The sequence below is a fragment of the Streptomyces sp. NPDC020801 genome, assembly GCF_044334385.1.
In the GTDB taxonomy this organism is placed as follows: domain Bacteria; phylum Actinomycetota; class Actinomycetes; order Streptomycetales; family Streptomycetaceae; genus Streptomyces.
In genome coordinates, this window is sequence record NZ_JBIRST010000006.1 from 393,752 (window position 1) to 410,172 (window position 16,421).

Annotated in this window: 20 protein-coding genes and 2 pseudogenes; 6 read left to right on the forward strand and 16 right to left on the reverse strand. The window is 71.8% G+C overall.

What is annotated here, in order from left to right; translation table 11 throughout:
• Nucleotides 1–2: 2 nt before the first annotated feature.
• On the reverse strand, nucleotides 3–962 hold the full coding sequence (locus ACH4UM_RS15885; RefSeq protein ID WP_398178522.1) for a hypothetical protein: 960 nt from the start codon (nucleotides 960–962) through the stop codon (nucleotides 3–5).
• An 804-nt stretch (nucleotides 963–1,766) separates the two neighbouring features.
• Here ACH4UM_RS15885 and ACH4UM_RS15890 point away from each other — a divergent pair.
• The 3 genes from ACH4UM_RS15890 (at nucleotide 1,767) to ACH4UM_RS15900 (ending at nucleotide 2,769) form a co-directional block, all read left to right on the forward strand.
• Nucleotides 1,767–1,940, forward strand: coding sequence for a hypothetical protein (locus ACH4UM_RS15890; protein WP_398178524.1), 174 nt, complete (start codon nucleotides 1,767–1,769; stop codon nucleotides 1,938–1,940).
• Nucleotides 1,937–2,110 (forward strand): hypothetical protein, encoded by a 174-nt coding sequence (locus ACH4UM_RS15895; RefSeq protein ID WP_398178527.1) that lies wholly within the window; start codon nucleotides 1,937–1,939, stop codon nucleotides 2,108–2,110. Before ACH4UM_RS15890 ends, ACH4UM_RS15895 begins: the two co-directional genes overlap by 4 nt.
• A gap of 176 nt (nucleotides 2,111–2,286) precedes the next feature.
• Nucleotides 2,287–2,769 (forward strand): ATP-binding protein, encoded by a 483-nt coding sequence (locus ACH4UM_RS15900; protein WP_398178529.1) that lies wholly within the window; start codon nucleotides 2,287–2,289, stop codon nucleotides 2,767–2,769.
• Between the two features lie 90 nt (nucleotides 2,770–2,859).
• Here the strand turns inward: ACH4UM_RS15900 and ACH4UM_RS15905 are convergent, their stop codons facing one another.
• From ACH4UM_RS15905 to ACH4UM_RS15920, 4 genes and pseudogenes are all read right to left on the reverse strand, one after another.
• Nucleotides 2,860–3,486: a phosphatase PAP2 family protein gene (locus ACH4UM_RS15905; RefSeq protein WP_398178531.1), complete on the reverse strand. Its 627-nt coding sequence runs from the start codon at nucleotides 3,484–3,486 to the stop codon at nucleotides 2,860–2,862.
• 386 nt (nucleotides 3,487–3,872) lie between these two features.
• Nucleotides 3,873–4,169: pseudogene (locus tag ACH4UM_RS15910) on the reverse strand (hypothetical protein); the annotation flags it as partial.
• 123 nt (nucleotides 4,170–4,292) lie between these two features.
• Entirely contained in the window at nucleotides 4,293–4,496 is a 204-nt protein-coding gene (locus ACH4UM_RS15915) for a cold-shock protein (RefSeq protein WP_007383480.1), read from the reverse strand.
• A gap of 275 nt (nucleotides 4,497–4,771) precedes the next feature.
• Nucleotides 4,772–5,113 (reverse strand): MerR family transcriptional regulator, encoded by a 342-nt coding sequence (locus ACH4UM_RS15920; RefSeq protein WP_398178534.1) that lies wholly within the window; start codon nucleotides 5,111–5,113, stop codon nucleotides 4,772–4,774.
• 412 nt (nucleotides 5,114–5,525) lie between these two features.
• Here ACH4UM_RS15920 and putP point away from each other — a divergent pair, with 412 nt between their 5' ends.
• Entirely contained in the window at nucleotides 5,526–9,098 is a 3,573-nt protein-coding gene (putP, locus tag ACH4UM_RS15925; protein ID WP_398178537.1) for a sodium/proline symporter PutP, read from the forward strand.
• A 70-nt stretch (nucleotides 9,099–9,168) separates the two neighbouring features.
• Here putP and ACH4UM_RS15930 read toward each other — a convergent pair whose 3' ends face one another.
• Entirely contained in the window at nucleotides 9,169–9,384 is a 216-nt protein-coding gene (locus ACH4UM_RS15930) for a DUF4177 domain-containing protein (protein WP_398178540.1), read from the reverse strand.
• Nucleotides 9,385–9,587: 203 nt separating this feature from the next.
• Between ACH4UM_RS15930 and ACH4UM_RS15935 the strand changes: the two genes are divergently transcribed.
• Entirely contained in the window at nucleotides 9,588–9,962 is a 375-nt protein-coding gene (locus tag ACH4UM_RS15935; protein ID WP_398178542.1) for a hypothetical protein, read from the forward strand.
• 33 nt (nucleotides 9,963–9,995) lie between these two features.
• On the opposite strand, the gene ACH4UM_RS15940 is transcribed toward ACH4UM_RS15935, so the two are convergent.
• The 9 genes and pseudogenes from ACH4UM_RS15940 to ACH4UM_RS15980 all read right to left on the reverse strand — a co-directional run bounded on the left by ACH4UM_RS15940 (nucleotide 9,996) and on the right by ACH4UM_RS15980 (nucleotide 14,912).
• The gene (locus ACH4UM_RS15940) at nucleotides 9,996–10,310 is read right to left on the reverse strand and encodes an SCO5918 family protein (protein WP_398178544.1); all 315 of its coding nucleotides are present in this window, start codon (nucleotides 10,308–10,310) and stop codon (nucleotides 9,996–9,998) included.
• A gap of 6 nt (nucleotides 10,311–10,316) precedes the next feature.
• Nucleotides 10,317–10,643 (reverse strand): CBS domain-containing protein, encoded by a 327-nt coding sequence (locus ACH4UM_RS15945; protein ID WP_398178547.1) that lies wholly within the window; start codon nucleotides 10,641–10,643, stop codon nucleotides 10,317–10,319.
• Nucleotides 10,644–10,689: 46 nt separating this feature from the next.
• Nucleotides 10,690–12,180 (reverse strand): DEAD/DEAH box helicase, encoded by a 1,491-nt coding sequence (locus tag ACH4UM_RS15950; protein WP_398178550.1) that lies wholly within the window; start codon nucleotides 12,178–12,180, stop codon nucleotides 10,690–10,692.
• Between the two features lie 223 nt (nucleotides 12,181–12,403).
• The gene (locus ACH4UM_RS15955; protein WP_381086356.1) at nucleotides 12,404–12,607 is read right to left on the reverse strand and encodes a cold-shock protein; all 204 of its coding nucleotides are present in this window, start codon (nucleotides 12,605–12,607) and stop codon (nucleotides 12,404–12,406) included.
• Nucleotides 12,608–13,017: 410 nt separating this feature from the next.
• Complete coding sequence (locus ACH4UM_RS15960; protein ID WP_398178553.1) at nucleotides 13,018–13,422, reverse strand: DUF5994 family protein; 405 nt, start codon at nucleotides 13,420–13,422, stop codon at nucleotides 13,018–13,020.
• A 166-nt stretch (nucleotides 13,423–13,588) separates the two neighbouring features.
• Nucleotides 13,589–13,750, reverse strand: coding sequence for a hypothetical protein (locus ACH4UM_RS15965; RefSeq protein WP_398178698.1), 162 nt, complete (start codon nucleotides 13,748–13,750; stop codon nucleotides 13,589–13,591).
• Nucleotides 13,751–13,851: 101 nt separating this feature from the next.
• Nucleotides 13,852–14,079, reverse strand: a pseudogene (locus ACH4UM_RS15970) (DUF5994 family protein); the annotation flags it as partial.
• Between the two features lie 249 nt (nucleotides 14,080–14,328).
• Nucleotides 14,329–14,634, reverse strand: a complete 306-nt coding sequence (locus ACH4UM_RS15975; RefSeq protein WP_398178555.1) for a hypothetical protein — start codon at nucleotides 14,632–14,634, stop codon at nucleotides 14,329–14,331.
• 17 nt (nucleotides 14,635–14,651) lie between these two features.
• Nucleotides 14,652–14,912 carry a hypothetical protein gene (locus ACH4UM_RS15980; RefSeq protein ID WP_398178557.1) on the reverse strand — a complete coding sequence of 87 codons (261 nt, stop codon included), beginning with the start codon at nucleotides 14,910–14,912 and terminating at the stop codon, nucleotides 14,652–14,654.
• A gap of 442 nt (nucleotides 14,913–15,354) precedes the next feature.
• On the opposite strand from ACH4UM_RS15980, the gene ACH4UM_RS15985 reads away from it, so the two are divergent.
• Entirely contained in the window at nucleotides 15,355–15,909 is a 555-nt protein-coding gene (locus ACH4UM_RS15985; RefSeq protein ID WP_398178559.1) for a hypothetical protein, read from the forward strand.
• Between the two features lie 34 nt (nucleotides 15,910–15,943).
• On the opposite strand, the gene ACH4UM_RS15990 is transcribed toward ACH4UM_RS15985, so the two are convergent.
• On the reverse strand, nucleotides 15,944–16,261 hold the full coding sequence (locus ACH4UM_RS15990; RefSeq protein ID WP_398178562.1) for a hypothetical protein: 318 nt from the start codon (nucleotides 16,259–16,261) through the stop codon (nucleotides 15,944–15,946).
• Between the last annotated feature and the right edge of the window lie 160 nt (nucleotides 16,262–16,421).

Genomic DNA, 16,421 nt, shown 5'->3' on the forward strand with positions numbered 1-16,421 from the left:
GGTCACTCACCTTTCCCCCTGATCAGTTCAGGACAAGCATCCGTGGTTCGCGCCCCGCGCGCCAGCACTTGACCGGCCCGACCGGCCTGAGAGGCGTGATCGGTCCCACCGGTCCCACCGGGCGCCCCGGCCGGCCACGGGACGACGGCCCCCGGCCCTGAGCCTCCGCCGCCACGACCCCCGCCACGACCGTCAACCCGGCCCCCACCGCGACCGCCGCCCCCACTCGCCGGCACCGGCGGCTCCTCCCGCACGGTCAGTCCGGCCAGCGCCGCCCGGCCGGGCAGCCACCGCGTGTTTCGGCCGTGCAGGACGCCCAGCGCGATCGCGGCGGCCACCGCGATCAGATGCTCGCGGCCGGCCAGGTTCGGCTTGACCACCGACTCCACCACCATCGACCCGCCGGTGAGGAAGAACACGACCGGGGCGCGCCGGACCACCGACAGATAGGTGAACAGGCCCACCACGGCGGCGGACGGCCCGGTGTCGAGCACCTGCCCGGCCTGCGGCGGCAGCCCCAGCCCGCACCAGCCGGGCCCCAGCGCGATCATCACCCGCACGGTGAGTGTCCCGGCCAGCGTGGTGGCGTACGAGATGAACAGGGTCCGGCCCCGGCCCAGGGTGAGCTCGGCCAGCGCAAAGGCGAGGAACAGCTGGGTGATGCCGGCCCACACCGGCAGGTCGAGCGCGGGGACGTACAGCGACACCGGGGTGCGCAGCAGGGCCAGCCACAGCGGCAGGTCCGCCTGCACGCCGCCGAGGACCCTTACCGCCACCGCACCGGTCGGGTGCTGTGCGACCGCGTGGAAGAAGATCACGCCGAAGGCGGCCACGAACGCCAGCACCAGCCCGGACAGTCCACGGCGCAGCAACTCCCGCACCGGGTCCACCACGATGCCGTACCACTCGCCGCGCAGGGTCCGCGCCGCGAAGCGGGCGGCCCGCACCAGGGCCGCGCGCACGTTTAAGCGCCGAACCCCGTCCCCCACCTCACCCGGTCTCACCCGATCCCCCCGGACGGTCCCACCAGTCCCCTGTGTCGCTGCACCACCGCTCGGCTCCTCGGAAAGCAGTTCCCCGGCTCACTGTGCGCACAACCGTATGGACCGTAATCCGGCCCGGCGCGTTCCCATCCGCCGGGCGACCTTCGTCTCAGGGCACGGGCGCCCTGCACGCGGTACGCCCGGACGCTGGGGGCGAACGGCGACCGGGCGTACCCGCCGATGAGACGGGTGGGCTTGACGAGGACCCGGGTGGGTTAGCTCGTGCCGGGTGGGTTCGCTCGTGCCGGGTGGGTTCGCCTGTGGTCGAGCGAGTGCGGTTGGTGGCGGCGACCGAGTCGCCGACCAGGTGGCCAATGGCGCCCGTGGGCCTGATTTGCCCGCCGCCCGGCGGCGGAGCGCACCCGTCACACCCCACGTCACTGCGAGGGCGGGCGGAGGGGGGATCGCAGCGCAGCGGCGTGCTCATGGCGGCTCACCGGCATGAAGGCCCGGCGAACACTGCCGGGAACCGGCAATGCGCCCGCCCGTCGCGGCCGGGCATCATGACGCCCGGGGGGCACTGCGGCCGGCTCCGGTGCCGGACAGGGCAGATGTCCGGCACCGGAGCCCACAGGGGGCAGTGCGCCGCCCGGTGCGCCGCGGGCGGGAGAGGGGAACCGGCAGTGCGCGGCGCACGACCGCACCGCAGGCGCCCGACGTCGATGCCGCGCCCCCGGCTCACCTTCCTTGCCGTCAAGGAACCGGGCGGCCCGCTGGACCGCCGTGAAAACCGCGCACACCCGCGCCCGCTCCCTGGGCGCCCCCACCGAGGACCCGCTCACCCCCCGGGCGACCACCACGGCCCCGGCGTTGCTGTCCGACCGCCTGGCGGCCCTGGAACGCGCCCTCACGACCGGGACCTCCCCCGGCCACCGAAAGGACCGCGACCGCCGATGACCCCCTTCCTGCTCCCGCTCACCGCCGCCGCCCTGATCGTGGCCGTCCTCACCGGCGCCCTGGTCCGCCGCGACCGCCGCCGGACCCGGACCGGCGGCAGCGCCTCCCTGCCCGACCTGCCCTCTTTGCCCTCCCTGCCCTCTCGGCCCTGCCCGTCCGGGCACGACTGACGGGGCCGGCGGCTGCCCGCAGTGGGCGCCGCCGTGACGCGCCCGACCCGCTGCACCGCCGCCCGGACGGCGCTCCGGCCCCCGCCACCCCAAGAAATGGCGGGAAGGGGCGTGAAGGCCGGCCTTTGCGGGCAAACGGCGTTAGTACGCGGGGGCGAAGGGCAGAGGGGTGCGCGATGCATGCCGAGGGCGATGCGAGGCGCTCGCCGCCGGGCGACGAGCCGGTGTTCGCGTCCCTGGCCCTGGAGGGCACCCCGTCCGGCATCGCGTCCGGCCGCGACTTCGCCCGTGACTTCCTGACCCGCCTGCAGGCGGTGCACGGACTGCCCGTCTCGGCGCGCGCGATGGGCATGGTCCAGCTCGTGGTGAGCGAACTGGTCACCAACGCGCTGAAGTACGCCCCCGGACCGGCGCTGCTGGACCTGGTGGCCGAGGACGGCGCGGTGCACGTGACCGTCTGGGACAGCGATCCGCAGCTGCCGGTGGCGAAGGCGGCCGACCCCGACCGGGTGGGGCAGCACGGTCTGGAGATCGTGATGGCGGTGTGCCAGCGCTTCGAGGTGAAGCGGGAGCCGGTGGGCAAGCGCACCACGGCGTCCGTGGTGCTCGCGGACGACCCGGGCGGCGACGTCGCGGGCCGGGCGCCGCTGCCCGGCTGACCTCACGCCCCGCCGACCTCACGCCCGCCGACGTCGCTCGCCGAACTCACGCCCGCCGACCGCACTGGCCGACGTGACGCCCCGCCGACGTCACGCCCGGGCGACCAGCAGCGGCCCCAGCGCCCCTCCGCTCAGCCGCTCCACGAGGTGTACGGCGACACGTCGGGCCGCCAGGACGGCCACGAGCGCGACGACGGTCCCCACCAGGGCGCCGACCGCGACGTCGTGCGGGTAGTGCGCGCCCACGTACACCCGCGACGCCCCCATCGCCACGGCCGCGAGCAGGGCGACCGCCCCCAGCCACCGGCTGACGAGGAGGAGAGCCACGGCGAACGCGAAGGCGACCGTGGTGTGGTTGCTGGGGAAGGCGTAGTCGTCCATCGGAGGACACGCCTCGATCAGGAAGTCGTGCGGGAGCGCCCGGCAGGGGCGGGGTTCCTCGAAGTAGGACTTGATCCCGCTGTTGACCGCGTACGCGACGACGACGGCGAACGGAGTGGACACCACGGTGGCCATGACCGCACTCCCCTGGTGCCGGGCCCGCCACCAGGCGACCACCAGGAGGACCGCGAACACACCGATGCCGTAACTGGTGTAGGCCGACACCGGCCCGTTGAGCCAGTGGGTGTGCCGGGCGAAGTCGGTGACCTCGGTGTAGAGGCCGCCGTCCACGGCCGCGCCGTCGAGGGCCTGGACGGCCGGGGAGGAAGTCGTCATCGAGTGGATCTCCGAGCCATGGTTCAGGTGCGGGCGCGCGCGTGTGTGAACGCGTGGCGGCACAGGGCGGAAACCTGGGTGTACACAAGACGTCCAGTACATGAACGTCTACAGATGCGTAGACATTACCAGGTGGAGATCGAGGAGCGGGGCGCGGATCTTACGAGAACCTGACCTCGTGGCCGGCTCCCGCCCACTCCGGCCGCATCGCATGTCACTCTCGTACCACCCGCGCCGAACGCGCGGGCAGCTCCGCGGTGTTGGGGAAGCGGTCACCGCGGAAAGGGGCGCCCCGGACGTCTCACGTCTCCGGGGCGCCCCGTGGCCGACCGCGCAGACTCGGCCTTCCGACCGCGCCGAGCCCGGCCTCGGTGTGTGCCTCGTGCTCAGTCGGCCGCCGTGCCGGGCGCCGGAGAGGCGGTGCTGATGTTCAGGTCGGGGCGGGCGGTGAGGGCGACCACCGGAGCGCCGGGTTGCGGCGGGGGCGGGGTGAGCTGCTCCTTGGGCAGTTTCGGCGGGGTGGTCTGCTGGAAGTCGACCTGGCCGAAGTTGATCACTCCGGTCTTCTCCGGCACGGTGATGTGGTCGAGGACGGTGCCGTTGGCGAGGTCGGCCGGACGGCGCACGAGGGTGTTCTGGGTGCCGGCGCGGATCTTGGCGATGGCCGGGAATTCACAGGAATGCGGACGACCCGAAGGAAAGGTGAGGGACGAAAGGTGAGGGTGAAAAGGCGGCGATGGTCAAATAAATGGGCTGGGGCCCGCACTCAAGGAGTGCGGGCCCCAGCCACGTGGTACGCGTCAGCGTCAGGCGGGAACGATGTTCTCGGCCTGCGGGCCCTTCTGGCCCTGCGTAACGTCGAAGGTCACCTTCTGGCCCTCCTGAAGCTCGCGGAAGCCGGAGGTGGCGATGTTCGAGTAGTGGGCGAACACGTCAGCGCCGCCGCCGTCCTGCTCGATGAAGCCGAAGCCCTTTTCCGCGTTGAACCACTTCACGGTGCCAGATGCCATATTCAATCTCCCTTGGGGCACTGCCGGGATCCGCACTGTGCAGATCCCGAGTCGCCGCGATGATCACCCCTCCGGAAGAACTCCGGAAAGATCCGGAAAAATTCACGAGGAATCGCCGGCAATCAAAACTGCAACGCTTGTCACGGTAACACAGGCCGACCGGAACGCCCATGTCTTCCTGAATTCTCATCCCGATGGAGCGCCGAACCTCGCGGCGCCCTGTGCGCAATTCTGCGACGGCGGCAATAGGTATTCGCCCGGCCGGGCCGCCCGGCTCAGGGGGTGGCGTCCGCGCCGGATTCATCCATCTTCCGGCGCATGTGCTCGTTCAGGCGGAGGGCCTCTTCGAGCTGGTCCTCGAGGATGATGATGCGGCAGGCGGCCTCGATGGGGGTGCCCTGGTCGACGAGTTCGCGGGCGCGGCCGGCGATGCGCAACTGGTACCGGGAGAAGCGGCGGTGTCCGCCTTCCGAGCGCAGGGGGGTGATCAGCTTCGCCTCGCCGACGGCCCGCAGGAAGGCAGGGGTGGTGCCGAGGATGTCAGCGGCCCGCCCCATGGTGTAGGCGGGGTAGTCGTCGTCATCGAGGTTGCCGGAGGGGGATTTCTCGGCGGGCATGGCACCTTCGTTTCGGGGGCGCGGCAAGGGGGCCCGGGCGGGCCCGGTGCCGTCCTGTGAAGGATTCGGCACCGAGAACACCAACAGCCTGTGGTCCCGTCCCTGTGGTGCCCTGGTGGACACAACCCTAACGTCGGCACACTCGAATATGTGCCGCTGCCCCGATGGACTTTCACCTTTGGCCGGTCGTCACCGCACGGGTGTGAGGGGCGAAGGGCGACGTGCGCGCGGCGAGGTGCGCCGGGCGGGAGGCCGGCCGGCCCCGTCCGGCGGCCCGGTCGGCCGGCGGCCCACTCGTGCATGTCTCGCACCCGGGCCGGCCGTGTGGCACCGAGATGGAGGTCCGGTCGCCCCTATGGCGCCCTGAATCGGTAGATTTGTAGTGCTCATGGACCTCGCAGGCGAGGACAATATGATCGATTTGAGTGCGCCGATCGTGACCACGTTCCTTGTGTACGTGGTCATCATGGTCGCAACGGGTGTCTGGGCGTACACCCGCACTCACACCTTCGCCGACTTCGCCCTCGGGGGACGCAGGCTGAGCGCGTTCGTCGCCGCCCTGTCCGCAGGGGCCAGCGACATGTCCGGATGGCTGTTCCTCGCGCTTCCCGGAGCGGTGTACGCGGCCGGCCTCGGCGCCAGCTGGATCGCGGTCGGCCTGGCGGTCGGCACGTACCTCAACTGGCTGCTCGTCGCGCCGAGGCTGCGCACCTACACCGAGCGTGCCGGGAACGCCGTCAGCCTTTCGGCCTATCTGGAGGAGCGGTTCGAGGACCGCACCCGGATGCTCAGGATGGTCTCGGCGGCGGTCACCCTCGTGTTCTTCACCGTCTACGTCGCCAGTGGCCTGGTGGCCGGCGGGTTGCTGTTCGAGCGTGTCTTCGACGTCCGTTTCGGGCTCGGGGTGACCCTGACCGCCGTGGTGATCGTCGTCTACTCGGGCCTGGGCGGCTTCCTCGCCGTGAGCACGACGCACGTGATGCAGGCCACGCTGATGTTTCTCGCCCTGCTCGTGCTCCCCCTGGTCGGCATCGGCGCGCTCGGAGGCTTCGGGGCACTGGGCGACGCCCTCGACGCCAAGACACCGGGACTGCTGGACATGGGGGCCAGGGTCGGCTACGCGAACGGCCAGTGGTCCGCGGGCGGGTCGCTCGGCGCCGTCGCGATCATTTCGCTGCTCGCCTGGGGCCTGGGCTACTTCGGCCAGCCGCACATCCTGGCCCGCTTCATGGGCATCCGCAGCACCGACGCCATCCCCACGGCCCGCCGTATCGAAACGGGCTGGGTCGTCGTCGTACTCGCCGGCGCCACGCTCGTCGGCCTCGTGGGAATCGGGCGGTCCGCGACACCGCTGCGCGACCCCGAGACGGTGTACATCGTCCTGAGCCGGACACTGCTCAATCCCTGGCTCGCCGGGGTGATGCTGATCGCCGTACTGGCCGCGATCATGTCGACGGCGGACAGTCAGCTCTGTGTGTCGTCCGTCGCTCTGACGGAGGACTTCTACCACGCGTTCCTCAACCGGCGTGCCTCGGACAGGGCGCTGATCTGGATCGGCCGCGGCGCCGTCGTCGTGGTGATCCTGGTGGCCTTCGTGATCGCGCTCCGGGGCGGCGAGGTCCTGGGCATCGTCGCCTACGCCTGGGCGGGCTTCGGAGCCGCCTTCGGGCCGGTCGTCCTGCTGTCGCTGTACTGGCCGCGCATGACCTGGGCGGGGGCGATGGCGGGCATCGTGTCGGGCGCGGCCACGGTGCTTGCCTGGAAGAGGATCAATCCGCTGCTCGGGCCGCTTCAGTCGGGCATCTACGAGATCGTGCCGGGGGTGCTGGTCGCCACGGTCGCCGCACTGGTCTTCGGCAGGTTCGTCGGCCGGCCACCGAAACGGGCCTTCTGGCGGATGCCGGGGGGCGGGGTGAGCCAGCTGACGCTCGCGCCGTTCTTCACCCACGCACCGGTCGGCATGGCCGTCCTGGACGCGGATCTGCGCTACGTCTGGGTGAACGAGCCGCTCAACCGCCTGATCCCTCTGGAACAACGGCTGGGCCGGCAGGTGAGCGAAGTGCTCCCGAGGCTGGAGGCACAGGCCTTCGAGGAGAAGATGCGCAGCGTTCTGGATACCGGCACTCCGGTGATGGACTACGAGTTCCGCGGCCCCAGCTACACGGACCCCGAGCGCAAGCGGGCGTTCTCGGCCTCCTTCTTCGGGATGAAGGACCGCCAGGGCCGGCAGGTGGGCGTCTGGTACATGATCATCGACGTCACCGAGCGCTGGTGGGCCCAGGAACGCCTGGCCCTGCTCAACGACGCCGGCGCCCGTATCGGCAGCACGCTGGATGTGACCCGGACCGCGCAGGAACTGGCCGACGAGGCCGTGCCGGCCCTCGCCGACTTCGTCGCCGTGGACCTGCTGGACTCGGTCATCAAGGGCGAGGAACCGGCCCCCGGGCCGGTCGGCATCACACCCGTCATCCGCCGCGCGGGGCAGCGGTCGGTGCGCGAGGGCTGTCCGGAGGCGAGTCTGGCCGTGGGAGAGACGGTCCGGCGCGCCCGTTCCTCGCCCGTGACCCGTTGCCTGCTGGAAAGCAGGACCCTCGTGGAACGGGTCCTGGACTCCACCAGCGCCTGGCTCACCGAGGACGAGTCACTGGGCGCCTCCATCCGCAAGTTCGACTTCCGCTCGCTGATGGTGATCCCGGTGCGGGCGCGCGGCGTCACCCTCGGCGTGGCCACGTTCGCCCGGTCCCTGCGTCCGGGCTTCGCGGAGGACGACGTACGTCTCGCCGAGGAGCTCGTCTCGCGTGCGGCGGTGTGCGTCGACAACGCGCGCCGTTTCACCCGCGAGCGCACCGCGGCCCGCTCCATGCAGCGTTACCTGCTGCCGCAGGAGCTGTCGGGAGGATCCGCTCTGGAGGTGGCGTCGTGGTACCTCCCGGCGGACGCCCCCAGTGGTGTCGGCGGCGACTGGTTCGACGTGATCCCGCTCTCCGGAGCCCGGGTCGCGCTGGTCGTCGGCGACGTGGTCGGCCACGGCATGACCGCGGCGGCGACCATGGGACGCCTGCGCACCGCGGTACGCACGCTCGCCGACCTCGACCTCCCGCCGGACGAACTGCTGGCCCATCTCGACGACCTGGTCATCGGGCTCATGGGAGCCTCCGACGGCAAGGACTCGCCGGCGGCCGAGGACGGGACCACGGGCGACGCGTTCCTGGGGGCCACCTGCCTGTACGCCGTGTACGACCCCGTCAGCAGACGGTGCACGCTGGCCCGGGCCGGTCATCTCCCGCCGCTGGTCATCGGCCCCGACGGGCGCGCCGAGGTCCTGGACCTGCCCGCCGGACCGCCGCTCGGCCTCGGGTACCTGCCGTTCGAGTCCGCCGAGGTCGAGCTGGCCGAGGGCAGTCTCATCGCCCTCTACACCGACGGTCTCATCGAGACCCTGGACCGGGACATCGACGTCGGGCTCTCCCGGCTGGGCGAGGCCCTCCTGGTGCGCCGGCCGACGCTGGAGGAGACCGGCCGCAACGTGGTCGACGCCCTGCTGACGGGCCCGCCGTCCGACGACGCGGCGCTGCTCCTGGCCAGGACCCATGTCCTGGCCAGGGACCAGGTCGTCTCCTGGGAGCTGCCCAGCGACCCGGCCGCCGTCGCGCACGCCCGCACCCTCGCCGGCCGGCAGCTGGCCGAGTGGGGCATGCCCGACCTGACGTTCACCACGGAGCTGATCGTCAGCGAGCTGGTCACCAACGCCATCCGCCACGCGACCGGACCGGTCTGTCTTCGCCTGATCCGGGACCGCCACCTGATCTGCGAGGTCTCCGACGGCAGCAGCACCTCACCGCGCCTGCGTCACGCGCGGACCACCGACGAGGGAGGGCGCGGCCTGCTGATCGTCGCCCAGCTGGCCCGGCGATGGGGCACCCGCTACACGACGACCGGCAAGATCATCTGGTCGGAGCAGACCGTACTGGACGACCTGCGCTAGTGCTGCAGCCGGGCCCCGTTCCTCCGTGGGCGTCGACCGGGTGGCGGCAGGTTCCGCCACGGTGACCGGGTTATCGGCGCGGGCGCTCGAAGGTCAGCAGCAGTCCCTCGACGGCTCCGGGACCTATGCGTCCCTTGACGTCGGCGGAGGTGATGGCCTTGAGGCCCCAGCCGTCCTCGGCGTGCTTGTTCAGGACCTTCTCCAGCTTGTCGCTGTCCAGGGCGTCTCCGATCAGTGACTCCCGGAAGCTCACGACCTTGTACTCGTACGCGTAGGGGCTGCTCATGGTTGCGGTCCTCCAGTCGGCCCGGCCGGAGCCGGGGCGTGGTGTGGTGGCAGGGCCAGCCAATCATCCTCGGGGGCCGCTGAACACCGACGGCCCCGGTTCGGAGCAGGGCGCGCGCGGCCCCGCCCGGTCGGCGCGCCGGTTTTGCGGGGGATCGCGGCTCAGGAGCGAACCCGCAGAGGCCACTGAATAGAATCGCCCTCATGCCGAACGCTGATGAGCTGCTCATCACCCTCACCGCGATGGTGGAGTCGCAGCCAAGCAATCAGATGTCGCTGACCGTGGTCGTCGGCGGTGCCGTCATCACCGGCCGACTGGCTCCCGAGGCCATGTGGAGGGAGCGCGTGTCGGAGGTCCTGAGGGACTCGGCCCGGCTCGGCCCGTTCGCCCAGGTCTTCACCGACCACCGGGAAAAGGGGCGGGCCGAGCGCGGTGAGCCGCCCACACATCTGCACTTCCATCTCGCACGGATCCTGCAGGGCAGCCTCGGGATCCCGGAGACGGGCGGGATGTACCGTGTCGCGATCAAGGACGTCAGCGCCTGGACCGTGGGCGATTTCAGCTACTCCGAGCAGTGAGACGCCGGACCCGGCGGCGGCTTCCGCCCGTTCTCACACGTCCAGGGGGCCCGTGCTGCCGAGCAGCTCCGACGCCGTCTGGAGTGCGGTGGGGGCAGGAGCGGGCGCGGCCTCGGGATGGGCGTGGCAGATGAAGCCGAGGCGGGTCATGGCCCGGACGACCTCGCCGCTGGTGAAGTCGCGGCGGTCCTGCCGGGTGATCACTTCGCCCACCTGCTTGACGGGGTAGCGGCGGCGGCCGATGGTCACGGACTCACCCGTGACCGGCTCGGGCTTGACGCCCTTCATCGAAGCCAGCACTCCCGTCCTGGTCAGCTCGAACGGGTACCGGGCGATGACGCAGCGCATGTTGCCTCACAGGGAGAAGGAGAACGGGCCGACTGCGGTGGAGGTGGATCCGGGCGGGGCGGGCGGTCCGCCGAGGACTTCCCGCAGCCGGATCCGGTCCGTGTACGTGGCGCAGTCGCGGAGCACGGCGAGCTGGGCCCGGGTGACCGAGCCCGTGCACTGGTCGTCGCCGTCGCACAGGAGCAGATACTCGACCCGGGCACCGGCCATGACGGACAGGGCCACCTCGACGGTCATGTCGTCGAAGACCCGCAGCCCGGAGGCGTCCATGACGTCGATCAGGGGCGTGGGGGCGGGGTGCGCACCGTGTTGCTGCGTCTGGACCGATGTCAAAGCTGCCTCCTGCGGGGACGGGTGGGCCTTCTGATCGCGACCGGACCTAGGCGGACGGGCCGACGGCGGACTGCCGTCGCGCGCCGCGGCGCGGCGCCTCCCCGGCGGGACGGCCCTTGGCGGTGCCGCCGCGGCGGCCACGGGCCGACGAGGGCGCGGCGCGGCGCCGGGGACGTTCCACGACCGGCGCGGTGATGACGACCGGGACCCCGGAAGGTGCCTGGGCGCCCGTGATGCGGCTCAGCTCCGCCTCGCCCGAACGGACCGGGGTGATGCGCGGGGTGATGCCGGCCAGATCCATCAGCCGGTTCATGGCGCGGCGCTGGTCGGGGGTCACCAGGGTGACCACGCTGCCGGACTCGCCGGCGCGGGCCGTACGGCCGCCGCGGTGCAGGTAGTCCTTGTGGTCGCTGGGCGGATCCACGTTGACCACCAGGTCGAGGCTGTCGACGTGGATCCCGCGCGCCGCGACGTTGGTCGCGACCAGTGCCGTCACATGCCCGCTCTTGAACTGGGCCAGGGTCCGCGTGCGCTGCGGCTGGGACTTGCCACCGTGCAGGGCGGCCGCGCGAACGCCGCTCTTCAGCAGGTGCTTGGTCAGCCGGTCCACCGCGTGCTTGGTGTCCAGGAACATGATCACTCGGCCGTCCCGCGCCGCGATCTCGGTGGTGGTGCGGTGCTTGTCCGCCTCGTGCACATGGAGTATGTGATGTTCCATCGTGGTGACGGCACCCGCCGAGGGGTCGACGGAGTGGACCACGGGGTCGGTCAGGTAGCGGCGGACCAGCAGGTCGACGTTGCGGTCCAGGGTGGCCGAGAAGAGCATCCGCTGCCCGTCCGGGCGCACCTGGTCGAGCAGGGCGGTGACCTGGGGCATGAAGCCCATGTCGGCCATCTGGTCGGCCTCGTCCAGGACGGTGATGGCGACGTCGTCCAGCCGGCAGTCGCCGCGGTCGATGAGGTCCTTGAGCCGTCCCGGCGTCGCGACGACGACCTCCGCCCCGCTCCGCAGCGCACCGGCCTGCTTGCCGATCGACATCCCGCCGACCACGGTGGCCGGCCGCAGCCCCACCGAGCGGGCGTACGGCGTCAGAGCGTCGGTGACCTGCTGGGCGAGCTCGCGGGTGGGGACCAGGACGAGGGCAAGCGGCCGCCGGGGTTCGGCGCGCCGGCCCGCGGTGCGGGCCAGCAGCGCGAGGCCGAAGGCGAGGGTCTTGCCCGAACCGGTGCGGCCACGGCCGAGCACGTCACGGCCGGCCAGGGAGTTCGGCAGGGTCGCCGCCTGGATCGGGAACGGTGCGGTCACACCTTCCCGGCCGAGCGTGGCCAGCAACGGTGCCGGCATGGCGAGATCGGCGAACGACTCGGCCGCGGGCAGCGCGGGCGTGATCGTCTTCGGCAGGGCGAACTCTCCCTGAGGCGCGGCCTGCCGGCCCCCGGGGCCCTTGGGACGATGCGCACGGCGCGCGGCGCCGGAGCGGTTGGCGGCGGAGCCGCCGAAGCGGTCGTAGGTGCGGGTTGTGCGTGCACGGTTCATGGGGAACCTTCCTTGATGCGACACGTATCAAGGAATTCCCGCAGCGAGCGAGCAGCGCAGAGAATCGCGAGAACGAGCCGAAGACGATGGGGCGGAGGAACGGACTGGACGGATAATTCTCCCGTTCGGCGGAGAATTCCCTCAACGCCCCTGAAATGCAGCGAGCCGGGGCCCGCACCCCAAGGTGCGGGCCCCAGCTGCCAAGTATGCGTCGGTGCCGAGATCAGGCGGGAACGATGTTCTCGGCCGTCGGGCCCTTCTGACCCTGCCCGATGTCGAAAGTCACCTTCTGACCCTCGAGAAGCTCGCGGAAGCCCTGGGTGGCGATGTTCGAGTAGTGGGCGAAGACGTCGGGGCCGCCGCCGTCCTGCTCGATGAAGCCGAAGCCCTTTTCCGCGTTGAACCACTTCACGGTTCCAGTAGCCATTTTTTTCTCCTTCGGGACGGTGCTCGGAGTTCGCCCTGTGCGGACTCCGGTCGCCGTGATGATCACCCCGTCGGAAAAACGTCCAGGGAACCACAACTGCAACTGACATCGACACTAGCACGTCACGATCGGCCCCACGTCGCGAATAATCGGCCTCGTCCGCCGGATGGGGAATACTCCGCATGCGCGGTCTCGATTTCTCACTTCGTGACCACAGATATTGCCCCACGCGGACCACAGCGTTGCCGTCGGGCGTCTCCGCTCGCAGCGTCCTGACCTCCTTCGACGGCTCCTCGTCCGCTGCCGCCGTCACCAGCGGACGAGACGCCGCCGAACGCGACGGGGGCCCCGCACCGAGAGGAAGGCCACATCGTCCACGACGGACGCGAAACCGCTGACCACAGGGGCATTCACCCGCCTGCGCCGGACGCGGCGGCGGCCATGAGCGACTCGGCGGTCTTCTCGGTCGATTCCGGCGGCACCACCAGCAGATCCCAGCGCCCCTGGCCCGGGACCATCAGGACGATGGTCTTCGGCGCGTGGGCCGCGGTGCACCTGCGCAGTCGTACGACCTGGTTGCAGACGAGCATCCGGCCCGGTGCCCCGGCCCACGTCGTGCCGTTCACCATGACGCTGACGACCTGGCCCCAGGCGCGTGGCAGGCCGGCGAGCAGCTGCGGGAGTTCCGCCAGGAGGTCGTTGGTGCGCGGCCACCAGGCCCCGTCGATGCGGCGTGGCACGCTGCTGTGGGGCGCGAGGCGCAGCCGGAGGACGGGCAGGGACGGGGGCGGCGGGGGCCGCAGCGCGACGGTCATGATGCGTCCTGTCGAGTGGATCGGATGGGGTGCGGCGGGGGGTGGGTGGAGCCAGGCACAAGTGGGGCGCTCGGGCTCCGCGGCCGCGTGCTCGCACGCGTCAAGGGATTCGTACGGGTGTCGGCCCCCGGCCCGTGCCGGGGACTCCCGGCCGGGACCGCGTGGCTCATTCCGCCTCCCGGACGGTCTCCGGGAGGCGGCCGGTCCCGGTGAGCGCCGGCATCCGTGCGGCGGTCAGCGGGTTGCGGGGGCCGGCGGCGGCCAGCAGCCGGGCGGCCGCTCCGACGGCCTCGCCGGGCGGGACCACCAGGAGCACCCAGCGACCCACGGTGCCGCAGTCCAGGGTGATGACGTGCGTCCCGCCCCGGTGCCGGCCGGTTCGACGTCCACCACGTGGCCGGGCACCATCACCGTGTGCGGGGCGTCGGGCCGGGCGGCGGGGTCCACGGTGACGCGGGCTGCGCTGCCACGGCCCGGGTCCAGGAAGCCGATGAGCGAGGGGAGTTCCAGTTCCGGTGCGTCGCAGCGCGGCCACCAGGCTGCGTCCAGCGGGCCATGGCCGATGTCCGGGGTCGGGGACAGGCGGGGCAAGGGCACCCGGTACGTGTGCGAACCGGATGAGAACATGCCTCCGGCCGGTGTTTCCCTGGGATCCATCCTGCGGTCCCGTCCCGGGAGCCGCGTCGCCGGCTGCCCGTTTCGTCCCTCGCCGGGAACGGCACCGCCGGGCGCGCTGCGCGAGAGGCTCTCGGTACGGTCAGGCTACCCCGGGCGAGGGCGAGCGCGCCGGGCACTCGTCCGGCTTCCCGCGGCCCGGTCGTCCGCCTTCCCGCGGCCCGGTCGTCGGGCTTCCTGCGGTCCGGTCGCCCGGCCTGCCGCGGTCCACTGTTCGCGCCAGGGCAGGCGTCAGTCACCGGGAGCGTTCCGGGCCCGCCGGCCGGACGCCTCCGACTGTTCCTCTTCCTCCTCCATGAGCCGGATGCCCTCGTGCGTCAGCGAGACGGCGGCGGGGGTTCCGTGCGAGGTCCAGTCGACGCTGATCAGGCCGTCGTCGGCCAGGTATGCGCAGGCCGCGGAGAGGTCCTCGTCGGGCATGCCCAGTTCGTCGCGCAGTGCCGTTCCGCTGACCTCTGGGCGGTTGCGTTCGACGGCCCCGTAGAGAGATCTCAGGACCGCTTTCCGGTTGGTCTTGCGTTCACGGAGTGTCGTCATGGCTGTCGTTCTGCTGGTCACACCTCGTCCGCGTGCGTCTGGTCCTGACGTGCCGAGTCACTGGCTGCCAGCCAGGAGCGCGCGGGTTCCGCGGTGTGCACGGTGTCGATGGTGAGATGGAGACGGGTCGCGCCTTCGCGGCCGGCGGGGTAGCTGCGCTGCTCGGTCGCAGCGAAGCAGCGGCGGAGCACCTCCGCGACGCGACGGGCGACCTCCGGCGTGGCCGCGACGATGCGGACCTCTGCGTGGCCCGCGGAAGGCAGGGGTTCTTGGGCCATACCCACCTCCTGCGGGTGCGGGCGATGGGAACGAACGCGGTCGCCGCGACACGTCCGCCCGCGCTGCGCGGACAGCGACGCGTGCCACGACCGGTCCCTCTTTGCAGGGTATGCCCGGCGCGGTCGGCCGTGCCTGCCGAGGCCGAGGCCGAGGCCGGGTCCGGCGTCGGCGACCGCCGCCGGGCCCCCGCCGAGGTGCGCGGCCGGGAGTACCGTGGAGGCACCGAGGGCATGCCGCGAACCGGTTCCCGACACCGGTGCCGCCCTCGGCGATCGACGACGCCGGGCCGGTTCTGCCCGCGCCCGGGGCAGGACTTGCCTCATGACCGTGAACGTGCCGGTTCGGCCGACGACCACAGACCTCCGCGGGCGGCCCGGCGGCGACCGCCGAAGCACGGGGATGCCACGTCGGGCGAGCCGGGAACGGGGCGCCTCGCCCCACATGGGCGAGCGGCTCCGCCCGCTCAGCCGTCGTCAGATCGAGGACCGGCTGCGGGAACTCGGCAACCTCTACGCGGAGACCTCCGGCGGTGGCCCGTGGGCATGGAACCAGGCGCGCGCCGCCTTTCTGCGGCGGCTGGCGGCCGACGTACGGCGACCGGGCTTCGAGTTGCTGATCGCCGAGACCACCACGCTGACCGGATGCGCCTACGGCTTCCCCGTACTCGGCGACGGACCCTGGTGGGAGGGCTTCGACGGCCACCTTCCCGGGAGCCTGCTCCGCCTCGCCGCCCTGGGACGTCTCTTCGTGGTCTCCGGGATTCTCGTGCCGCCCCGCGTGCGCCGGCAGTACCAGGACCGTGCCTGGAACCTCGCCCGGCGGCTGCAGGGGCGGCTGCTCACCGACCACGGTGCCGCTGTCGGCGTCACGCTGGTGAACCGCTCCGACGAGGAGACCTTCGAGGCGTTGCGGTCCTGGGGGTGGCGGTACGTCGCGGAGGACGGGCCCCGGACGCCTCCGCCCGGCCCGTTCCGTGTGCTGGTCCTCGGGACCTGAGTACTGGCCGGGCGCCGGTGGACGTCGCCGTCGCTCAGGGGTGCGCAGAGCGCGCGCGAAAGAAGCGACGCACCGCGCGGAGGGCCAGCACCAGCACCGTGACCGCCAGCACGACGTCGAGGGTGTCCACGATCATGACGACGGGGTGGGGCGTGAGCAGCAGCCGCGGCACCTTGGCGCCGATCATCTCCAGACCCAGCAGGAGGGGGAGCCATGCCCCGAAGAAGCGCATGCCGTGACCGGGCCCCGCTCCCTTGCGGACCTTGCTCCGCTCCCACCACAGGCTGCCGAGACCCGCGAGGACCAGCGCGCACCCCAACGCGACCACGGACCAGTCCATGAACCGCAGCATCACAACTCCCTTGATCGGCGGGAGGATCCTCTTCCCGGGGGGTGAGCGCGGTCAAGGGGCCGGCATCCGGCCGTCTGCGGCTCTGCCCTTTTCCGGAAGTCCGGGAGCCGCGCCGATGACGCGGGGATCGGGGCCGGGCCGGCGCACATTGATCCGAATC

Bases quoted from the DNA above. Each gene is read 5' to 3' on its own strand.
- ACH4UM_RS15950 (WP_398178550.1), bottom strand. From the start codon at position 12,180: ATGAACCGTGCACGCACAACCCGCACCTACGACCGCTTCGGCGGCTCC.
- ACH4UM_RS15905 (WP_398178531.1), bottom strand. From the start codon at position 3,486: ATGACGACTTCCTCCCCGGCCGTCCAGGCCCTCGACGGCGCGGCCGTG.
- ACH4UM_RS15900 (WP_398178529.1), top strand. From the start codon at position 2,287: ATGCATGCCGAGGGCGATGCGAGGCGCTCGCCGCCGGGCGACGAGCCG.
- ACH4UM_RS15920 (WP_398178534.1), bottom strand. From the start codon at position 5,113: ATGCCCGCCGAGAAATCCCCCTCCGGCAACCTCGATGACGACGACTAC.
- ACH4UM_RS15940 (WP_398178544.1), bottom strand. From the start codon at position 10,310: ATGCGCTGCGTCATCGCCCGGTACCCGTTCGAGCTGACCAGGACGGGA.
- ACH4UM_RS15915 (WP_007383480.1), bottom strand. From the start codon at position 4,496: ATGGCATCTGGCACCGTGAAGTGGTTCAACGCGGAAAAGGGCTTCGGC.
- ACH4UM_RS15960 (WP_398178553.1), bottom strand. From the start codon at position 13,422: ATGACCGTCGCGCTGCGGCCCCCGCCGCCCCCGTCCCTGCCCGTCCTC.
- ACH4UM_RS15935 (WP_398178542.1), top strand. From the start codon at position 9,588: ATGCCGAACGCTGATGAGCTGCTCATCACCCTCACCGCGATGGTGGAG.
- ACH4UM_RS15955 (WP_381086356.1), bottom strand. From the start codon at position 12,607: ATGGCTACTGGAACCGTGAAGTGGTTCAACGCGGAAAAGGGCTTCGGC.
- putP (WP_398178537.1), top strand. From the start codon at position 5,526: ATGATCGATTTGAGTGCGCCGATCGTGACCACGTTCCTTGTGTACGTG.
- ACH4UM_RS15895 (WP_398178527.1), top strand. From the start codon at position 1,937: ATGACCCCCTTCCTGCTCCCGCTCACCGCCGCCGCCCTGATCGTGGCC.
- ACH4UM_RS15930 (WP_398178540.1), bottom strand. From the start codon at position 9,384: ATGAGCAGCCCCTACGCGTACGAGTACAAGGTCGTGAGCTTCCGGGAG.
- ACH4UM_RS15985 (WP_398178559.1), top strand. From the start codon at position 15,355: ATGGGCGAGCGGCTCCGCCCGCTCAGCCGTCGTCAGATCGAGGACCGG.
- ACH4UM_RS15990 (WP_398178562.1), bottom strand. From the start codon at position 16,261: ATGCTGCGGTTCATGGACTGGTCCGTGGTCGCGTTGGGGTGCGCGCTG.
- ACH4UM_RS15975 (WP_398178555.1), bottom strand. From the start codon at position 14,634: ATGACGACACTCCGTGAACGCAAGACCAACCGGAAAGCGGTCCTGAGA.
- ACH4UM_RS15980 (WP_398178557.1), bottom strand. From the start codon at position 14,912: ATGGCCCAAGAACCCCTGCCTTCCGCGGGCCACGCAGAGGTCCGCATC.